Below are 9,432 nucleotides of genomic sequence, written 5' to 3' on the forward strand. Positions count from 1 at the left end.
GTTCAAACATAAATGGACCCCGAACAATTAAAAGAAATACTTCTTAACAATCTGTCGAAGGAAACCAAAAAGTGGGCAGCAAATATTTGTGTAAAGCAACCAGCTATGCTGGAGCAGGTTTGGCTATGGCTAAAAACAGCGGACGATCCCTTAAAATGGAGAGCTTGTTGGATATTCGAAGAAGTGTGCATTCAACACAATCATATAAAACACCAATACCTTGAAAAAGTTGCAAAACTCTATACTAAAACCTCACACGAATCGCTGCAGCGCATGTTAGGGAAAATACTCACCAGTACCAACGTACCTGATGATTACGAAAGCATTATACTCAACACAGCTTTCGAAAGATTTCAAGATCCTCAGAAAGCCATTGCTGTGAGGGTTCATGCCATGCAAATTGCTTTTAACCTGGTCAAAAAGTACCCGGACCTGAAAAACGAACTAAAAAGCACTATCCAGCATTATTACGATACCGGGAGTCGTGGTTTTAAATCAAGAGCCGGAAAACTACTTGCCCAACTATAATCAACCAGTATCAACAAGGCGGAACTTAAAGCTAAACCCAAAGTTCAGGACTGTAGTTTTATAAGGTGGTGACATTTTGGGCTCGGTCATGGTGTAATCCAGGTAACCTCTTAATTCTAGATTTTTCGAAAAACGGTAATTGGCGGTAAAACCGAATTTATAGACCAGTTTGCCATCTACCAATTCTGTAAAATCGCTGTCAGGCTTGTGCACATATTTTACATCATCAGCAACACTAAAATCGGCCCGGAGCTCCACAGGGCTGTTAAACTTACGCTGACCACCTCCCCTTGTACGAAATACAAGTGTAAGATTATCGAACCGGTAGCCACTTCCTATTACGAGTTCATTTCTTCGTGATTCTGCAACGTTATTATTTGATGTGTTGAGACTCAAAGTTCGGCGTTTGTTAAATGCCAAACGCGTGGTAACATTACTTTTCCAGGTCATATTAACCTCAAAGAAAGGAAGAAAGTCTTCACTGATTGTAATTTGACTTATACTATTTCTGGTAACAAAAAGGGAAGTATCCTGTTGGCTTCTGATAAAAGACAACCCATCGTTGTTAGGGTCATTTTCGCTCAGGTCGGACCATGAAGGATTATTTGTATATCCGCCCATAGTAAAAACAGCCTTATAACTGTGTTGCAATTTAAAGTTTCTGAAATTGTTTTTAAAAACACCAAATTGCATAAAACCATCATAGTCTATACGCCAGTCGGGACGCAATAAACTAAAAATTGGTCGCACAACGCTTAAAGCTACATTATTCACTTCTGTACCATCTACATAAGCAGCAATAAAAGCGGGCACTACTACATCCTGAGAATAGGATGGATATCCATCGGGATAACCCCCTTCTATCAAATCGTTGGGATCGTAGCCATTTACACCTGCTCTTTGTGCAGCCAGGCGCTGAGCAATTTTCTTACGGTTACTCAAAAATTCTCGGTATACCTCATTGGTGTATTCACGATCATCCATTTTATCAAAGGCCGAACTAAAAGTCCATACCGACATGCTCCAATTACCCGTAGAGCGCACTGAAGTAGGTGTTGATGGTTTAAAATCGTCATAGGTATCATTATAATAATAGCGGTCTGTATTCCGGGTGCGCGCCCATTGCGCTTTCAGCTTAATCTCCAGGCCATTCAGTGGTATGTAAGTTCCATTAATTGACATATTCTCCTGAAAGGTCATAGTATATGGTTCAATCAAAGTCGAATCAATATCATTTTCGAGCCAATCCTCTTTCAATGCACGTTCCATAAATTCTGGATCCGAGAGACCAAATACATATTCCCAGCCGGGTCTGGCGTCGTTTTCTCTAAAACTCATACCTAATGCGTTGGGAGCACTACTAATTCCGTGCATTATCGATCCGTTATTCTGCGTATAATCCATGCGTGCCGATTTAAGACCGGTTCCAATACGCACAAAATATTCCGACATAATCTGTAATGGTCCCTGACTACGTTGTTTTTCACCTGTCACAACAAGACTAACATCCTCCAGATTATTTTCTGGTTTTAATATAATTCTACGATCATCATCCACCTCAAAGCGCATCTCAACATCATTTCCTTCGGCATCTACCAGCTTTATGGTTACATCTTCGGTTCCTAACCTGTGAAAGATGGTTCGCTCATCACCGGCTTCCAGATCAAACTCACGCTTTTCATATGTTACTTCATACTTAATTTTTTCATCGAAGCGTTCTGCCAGAGGCTTTTTAAACTTACGGTGAATATCTGAAATGTATTGCGATTGTTTGAATAACCGATCAAAGGCCAAATTGGCTCCGCCATTAATGGTATTGTTGTTCTGTATGCTATGCCCGGGTTCAATATCGGTATTCAACTCAGGCCCCCTGGTCCAGTCGTAGGTACCAGTATATCCGGCTGTAGCATTTATCCATTTAAGTCCTGGAATTTTACTCAGTGGCAATTGATATGTAACTGCTATATTTTGGTTGTATTGGGTCATAGTACCCAACTGGTAAAACTCTTCCATGATATCATTCCTGATTGAATCGTATTTGGGCATCCCCCTTTCAACTTTCCCTTCCGGTTCATCAATGCGGGCTATGGCACTGGCATCAAAGTTTACTTTTATACTTTTAGACAGATTATAAACCAACCCATAGTTACGGTTCCAGGTGAAATTTTTATCATAGGTAGGCTGAAAGACCTGATCAGGAATATTCAGATTTCGCCTTTTCATCTTATTGTACTTACGTGAAACAACACTTGAAAAGCTCACCTGAGATGGAGCATAATTGATATTAAAATCTTTAATAAGCCCAAAATAATTACTATTGAGATCTGCATTTTTGAAAGGTTCCAAGGGCTCCGTGCGATTATTATAAATATAATTTATGGAACCAGTGTGTTGCTGCTGATTGTGATAAGCAAGGTTTACGTCACGGTTATAATTCTGATTATAAGAGTACGAGAATGACCAATTGTTTAAGTCATAGAAATGCGGATCTTTCTTTTGTTTGCCAAAGCGCACTCCGGTAAAATTTATGCTGCGTCGCATATTATACTTACGGGCAAGCTTTTTAAGCTCATCCTGTTCCGACGGGGAGAGGCCTTCCAGCGATTTATCAAATTCAATATCTTTGGCCAAAGGGTTATACTTTGGATTTGTAAAAGTCTCGGCATACCCTACATACATTGGTATTTTAACACCCATATCTTCAGGAAAAAACTGACCCAACTGTAAGCTGGTATTAACATCGTATTGATATATTTCATTCAACTGCCGCTCGTTTAGTTTTTGCTCTAATCCACCAAAACCCGGTTTTGAAGTAGCACCAGCCAAAGTTACAGTGCCAAGATCGGCCAACTGGGCGGTTAATCTGGCATTGGCAGCCCAGCCACCCTCTTCATCAAATTCGGTCAACCGCAGTTCATTAACCCATATTTCTCCGGAGTGAATTTGGTGATCGTTGCGTGGATTACGTACACCAATGGTAAATGTTACTACTTCGGCCAGGTTTGGGTTACCTCGCACTTTTACAGTATTCTTGCCATGTTGTTTAAGGTATTCAGTGAGCAGGCTCACTCCTGCTTCAGCATCACCAATAAGGTCGTTTCGCTCTTTTTTAGTATCGGTAAACACCGACAGTGGAATATTCAATTCGTTCTCGATTGGCCAAACTGCCTGCCTGTCCGACTCTGCACTTGTATAATTTCCGGGCGGGGTTAATACAACCGGTATCTCATACTCATAATAGTTTTCTTTAATGTCGGTACCCAAACGTACAAATACAGAAAGTTCATTATCCTCAAGGGGTACATCTTCGAGTTCCTCGGCATGAATATACATTTTCAGCCGTTTGTATTGCCGCATATCAAAGCGGATGTTTTTGTAAATAGCTTTTGCAAATCCGTCGGGCAGGTCTCTCACCTTCATACTGATGGATTGTTCGTTTAATTGCCGCATTTGGGAGTTCGATGGGTCAATTACACGGTCGACATCAGGAGGTAACACATAGTTAACAGGTGTGCGCTGCCCGTTTTCCTCCACATTTACTGTCCCAACGTCAAACTGGGCATTGCTCAGGTCGATATCATCGTCAACAACTTCGCCACCCTCTTCGAGCACGTACCGGTATTTGCGCCACTCACCGCGTATGAGATTCAACTCCGCAAATCTCAATGTAACATCCCGATTAAACCCTGTAAGGTACATCCGCATAAACCTGATCGACCTGAAATCGCTGATATTACCTTCCACAAAATCGGGGTCCCGCACTGGTACTTTGAATTGATACCAGGTAACTGTTTTCGATGAACCGTCAGGCATACTTACAGTTACATCGTTCTCGTCGACAATATATTTCTTGGCATTATCCAAATTTTCAGGGCTCAGGTCAATTTTATACTCGTAATATGCATCAACCTGATTTAGCGTATTATCGTTATTGATATCCTCATTATTGGGAAGCGAGGTTTGCATTTGCGACTCTGTTCCCGTACTTGCTGGTGAATTACCATGTGGATTGGTAAAATACCGGTAACGGTTAATTATGTTGTTGTTAAAAAAAGAATTCGATTCATAACCACCACCTTTATAATAATGGTAATCGTCCTGTGCCGGGTCATCTTCAAGCTCTGCCCGTGCTTCAGGTGTTAAATTAGAAAGAAACGCTTCGCTATACACCTGATTATCAACAAAAAACTCTCTTTCCCGGGTATTTGTCAAGCCATCGTATCCCACGTCCTGTACATCACGTCCTACATCATCGAAACCATCTGAAACCACCTGACGATTCGAAACAAGACCCCATGCTGTGGTATCTGTTCCATCTGTTGTTCCATTTCGGTCAAGACCATTCTCAAATGAGCGCCTGTAATCTTTCAGCACATCTTCAGAAATATTTCCAAGGTTTATAAAAAGTGCAGGGTCCGGGTCATCGCGTGTAATACCATCTTCTTCATCCTGCGCATAAGGATCCATCATCCAAAATTCAATAAACTCAATATTGGCTTCCTCAAAATCGCTGGTTCTCACATTACGCTGTATGCCGGCCCAACGTTGTTCCGGGTTGGTAAACTTACCCTCCTGATCAATATTTGTGGGATCATCATCGAAGTTATAGGGTCCGCGCTCATTAGGGAAAAAAGAGAGGTTAAATACGCTTAACGTATTATAAATACCTTGTTCTGGGTCGCGGTTGGGAAAAATCTGATTTTCTTTCACCTCATAAGCATTCAGATTTGAAATTGCTTCGTCGGAAACCGGTGTAGCACCTTCATAAAATGTTGGATCAATAAAATACCATGAAAGCTGTGCACGGTTTCGGGTATAGTTATAAATATCGTCACCAGTCGCAGTATAATCTTCATTAAACCGTTTCGGGGTACTGGCCAGGAACCAGTAATAAGGTTCTTTCATTGTGATATCGGCTGTAGCACCTTCGAAATCGTCAAGAAATGCTTCTCCCTTATGCTTAATTGCTTTGTTGTGTCCCGGAATCAAATGTGCAAATTCGGCTGTGGCGGTAATTTTGGATGGCGCCTTGGTCTCGATAAAAGGTAACTTGTCTACCAACTTCGTTAAGAGAGGCACCTCTTTTTCATAGTTCACATTAAAGCCCCAGATGGTATTTGAAATAGGCTCGTTACCAACATTTACCTTTTGGGTAAGTGGTCGCTCTGTAAGATTCAGCAGTGAACCTCCGAGTAATAAATCTTCATTTACACGATATTCCAGAGTGGTTCCCAGTAAAGTCTTAGATTGAATGCTGAACATTGTATTGCTTTCCAGTGAAATATTAATCGGGGTTTGACTTTGCAACAGACCCTCATCTAATATTTTCACCCGGCCCAGATAATAATCTACGGTATAATCGACACCCTCGGTTAATTCGCGCCCCCCGGCAGTAACTTTTACTGACCCTTTCGGAATATTAATCGCATTAAGTGGTATTTCGCTTCCGGCTGAAGATTTATAAGAACCCCCAATAGAAAATTTATTTTTTTCTGATATTTGCTCGGCAAATGTTTTTGTAGAATCATAAAGCTCATCATAAACAAACTGGTCGGCCTGTGACATGGCATCAGTATCGGTTGTATCGCCAAACTGGCGACGCAGGAAATTTCCGAATGGTTCCAGTACCGGGAAAATCACGTATCCTTTAGATGAGTTTATGGTAATGCCCTCGGCAAAGTCGAACATACCATCGCCATTTTCTACCCTTTGGTTCTGAGTATTTAAGCGGTCGAGATTCAAGACTTTTAGCAGGTTTTCACCACGCAGGTTTTCGTTCTCCGTTGGCAAAGAAAAAACATCGGTACCTATAGCTACATCGTTATACATAACGTTCAACATAAAGTCCTCGCGGCTGATGTTGTAGGCATCAAGCTTATAGATGTTTTTCATCATCAGATCCCAGGTGGGGTGATTGGGCGAAAAGCTGGTTGGTTTAAGCAATTTAACAATCAAAGTAGAATCAGAATCACCACCGCCAGTAGTCATTTCACCTACAGAGTATGATTCGCCCTGCACCTGTACGTCGTAGGCTACAGCTACTATTTCGTCTGAGCGCAGCTGGCTGTTAAGCGAGATATAGCCTAAATTCGGATTAAATGTGTATTCTGTTTGATCAAGCTTACGAGCACTTTCAAAAACCTCAAAATCGGTTCCGTTTTGAAAATTCATGGATTCTAACGAACCTACAGCTGATGCTATGTTGCGAATTCCACCATCATTGTTCACATTATTATAAAGCGTACCATTTTGTGGAAAAGAATGGGCTCCTGAGGGAGTGGCATTTTCGGCTAACTGACTAAAAGCAACTATATTGCGGGTGTTCTCCACCATGTTGTTTTTATTCAGCACCCATACTTCTATCCTATCCACACGTACATTAGAGCGTATGAGTGGATAATCTTTTAGCGCTTCCTCATAATTTTCACGAAAGTAGTGGGCGAGAAAATAGTGGCGATTATCGTCGTACTCGTTGGCTTGTACCTCAAAACGTCTTTTGGTTGCGCCGCCCTCAACGGTTATATTTTTTGTTTCACTTTTCTGTTGTGAAAAGAGCGTGGTAATATTCAATTTACCAAACTTCATCTCAGTAAGGATACCAAAAAGGTTCTGGCTTCCCTGGATGAGTGTACCACTTAGTGGCAACGATACGTTACCAGCTTCAATGCGTTGAATAATATCGTCTTCATTTCCCTGGTAACGAATATTCATTTCGTTTTCGAACTCAAAACTGGCCTCTGTATCGTAACTGAGTTTTAATGATAGGTTCTCACCGATTTTACCCGTTACATTCATTTGAATACGCTCGTCAAAATCAAATGTCAAATCGCTTCTTTGCTCTTCAGCCAGCTGCGGGTTATCGGTCTTATTGTATTTTAATCCAAAATCAAGTGTAGCCTCTCCACGCGGTTTAATGTCTATGGTATTGCTTCCAAAAATGGTTTCAAAAACTTTCGAGCCTATATGTAACTGGGGAATAAGCGCTCTTTTATGCTCAAAATTTTCGGAGCGCGCCCTTTGCTTCCAGTAATCGCGCTTGTAATTATTCAGGTCATATTCAAGGTAATCTTCAACCGAAAGGTACCGGGGTGCTTTATAATTGATTTTATCACCTAACTTATGACGAATGATATAGCGGTTATTATCAGGATCGTACTCTACTTCCTTTTTTAACAGATTAGGGGTTTCCATCATCAATGGCGAATGAAAACGCGTACTGTCAAGCAATAAACCTGATTCATCATTAAAATTATACGGCAAATTATAGGGATTTTTTCCCGTTGAATCCTCAACGGGAAATATCTCATTTTGAGCCGCAACTCTTTTAGTCGGCAACAAACCCAAAAATAGCAGTACAAGTACCGCAACTACACTATATCGTTCCAAGGTATTCTTTCTGCTTTAGATTTTTACAATTTTTTCAATGCTCGCTTAATAATCTCTTCAACCGATAAACCCGGCTCATTTTGTAATATTTGGCCTATTGCTTTCTCTACCGGCTTTTTGGAAAAACCAAGCATCATCAATGCAGATAACGCTTCTTCGTTATTTGTATTGCCTTCCGGCGAAATAAATTCTTGTGCTTCTCCTGTTTGTTTAACCTTATCTTTCAAATCTACTACAATACGCTCTGCTGTGCGCAGGCCTATACCTTTTATACCCTTCAATGCTTTTACCTGTTCCTGGGTAATGGCGCTGATAAGTTCCTTCGGAGGCATAGAGGAGAGCATCATCCGGGCTGTATTGGCTCCAACACCTGAAACACTTATCAGGTGCCTGAACAATTCACGTTCATCTGATGTAGAGAAACCAAATAATTGCTGATTATCCTCACGATAAATGGCGTGAGCCAACAAAGTAAACTCTTCTCCCGCTTTAAGCTCACTATACGTGGTTAACGAAATACTGAGCAAATAACCAACTCCATTAATATCTACAACACAGTTGGTGGGCGTTAAACTCGTAATTTTACCTTTGAAATAATCGAACATAACAATTGATTTGGATATACAAGAGGGCAAAAGTACGAAATTTAGCCTAATCATAAAAGAATGTAACCTATCAACAATCAATTACAAAAAGGAATGATATACGTCAATGCTTAAACAGAATTATTGGTTAGTTATGGGCAATTCACGAAAATGTTTTAAGTTAGCCGTAAATATTCAAAATGATACGCAGGTTACTAATTCTACAAATGCTTATTCTTGTTTTCTTCACCAGCCAGGCACAGGAAGAAAAAACCCGCTATTTTAATAAAGACCAGCTGGTGATAGAATTATTATCGAACCAGTGGCTTGATGCACCTGATGATGTGAAGCTGCATCCCCGTTCGCTGGCATTTAACCTGCAATTGATGTATAACCTGGTTGGCAAGAATTCCAATGTTGCCCTGGCTGCAGGTTTGGGTTTACTCACAGAAAATTATCAAATCGATGCTCTGCCAAAGCTTTCTGAAAACAAACTATCATTCGCATCGCTTGATAATGAACTGAATTACACGTCCAATAAAATAAGGTTTACCACGGTAGAAATACCAATAGAAATTAGAATAAGGAGTAACAGAAACAGCAGAAACAAAACCTGGAAGCTTTACCTGGGTGGTAAAGCTGGATATATGTTTCAAAGCATGCACAAATATAGTGGCGACGACCCTGTAAAACCAGACCAAAAATTGAAGCAAAAAACCTTCAACCTGCCCCACACAGAACAATTCACCTATGGCCTTACTGCAAGGTTGGGCTACGACGCAATAATGGTTACAGCCTATTATGGATTAACTAATCACTTCAAAAAAGATAAAGCGCCAGCTCTATATCCCTTTATGATTGGATTGACACTCTTTGTATATTAAAAAGCTGTTAAAAGCAGGTAAAAGAAACCCGCCTTTAACAGCCTGATAAA

At 40.7% G+C, this 9,432-nt stretch carries 4 protein-coding genes; 2 read left to right on the forward strand and 2 right to left on the reverse strand.

The genetic code is table 11. The features are described from left to right. Positions 1-12 precede the first annotated feature (12 nt). A complete protein-coding gene (locus tag VJ937_RS01170) occupies positions 13-528 on the forward strand; it encodes a hypothetical protein (RefSeq protein WP_324065090.1) in 516 nt (171 codons plus the stop codon). Here the strand turns inward: VJ937_RS01170 and sprA are convergent, their stop codons facing one another. Beyond that, complete coding sequence (gene sprA, locus VJ937_RS01175; protein WP_324065091.1) at positions 529-7,914, reverse strand: cell surface protein SprA; 7,386 nt, start codon at positions 7,912-7,914, stop codon at positions 529-531. It abuts the gene before it with no gap. Positions 7,915-7,937: 23 nt separating this feature from the next. Beyond that, positions 7,938-8,519: a Holliday junction branch migration protein RuvA gene (ruvA, locus tag VJ937_RS01180; protein WP_324065092.1), complete on the reverse strand. Its 582-nt coding sequence runs from the start codon at positions 8,517-8,519 to the stop codon at positions 7,938-7,940. A 179-nt stretch (positions 8,520-8,698) separates the two neighbouring features. Here ruvA and VJ937_RS01185 point away from each other — a divergent pair, with 179 nt between their 5' ends. Next, positions 8,699-9,382 carry an outer membrane beta-barrel protein gene (locus VJ937_RS01185; RefSeq protein WP_324065093.1) on the forward strand — a complete coding sequence of 228 codons (684 nt, stop codon included), beginning with the start codon at positions 8,699-8,701 and terminating at the stop codon, positions 9,380-9,382. Positions 9,383-9,432 lie beyond the last annotated feature (50 nt).

This window comes from Salinivirga sp., assembly GCF_035268865.1.
Lineage (GTDB): Bacteria > Bacteroidota > Bacteroidia > Bacteroidales > Salinivirgaceae > Salinivirga.

Excerpts from the sequence above, each read along its gene's own strand:
- VJ937_RS01170 (WP_324065090.1), top strand. The coding sequence starts at position 13 with ATGGACCCCGAACAATTAAAAGAAATACTTCTTAACAATCTGTCGAAG.
- ruvA (WP_324065092.1), bottom strand. The coding sequence starts at position 8,519 with ATGTTCGATTATTTCAAAGGTAAAATTACGAGTTTAACGCCCACCAAC.
- VJ937_RS01185 (WP_324065093.1), top strand. The coding sequence starts at position 8,699 with ATGATACGCAGGTTACTAATTCTACAAATGCTTATTCTTGTTTTCTTC.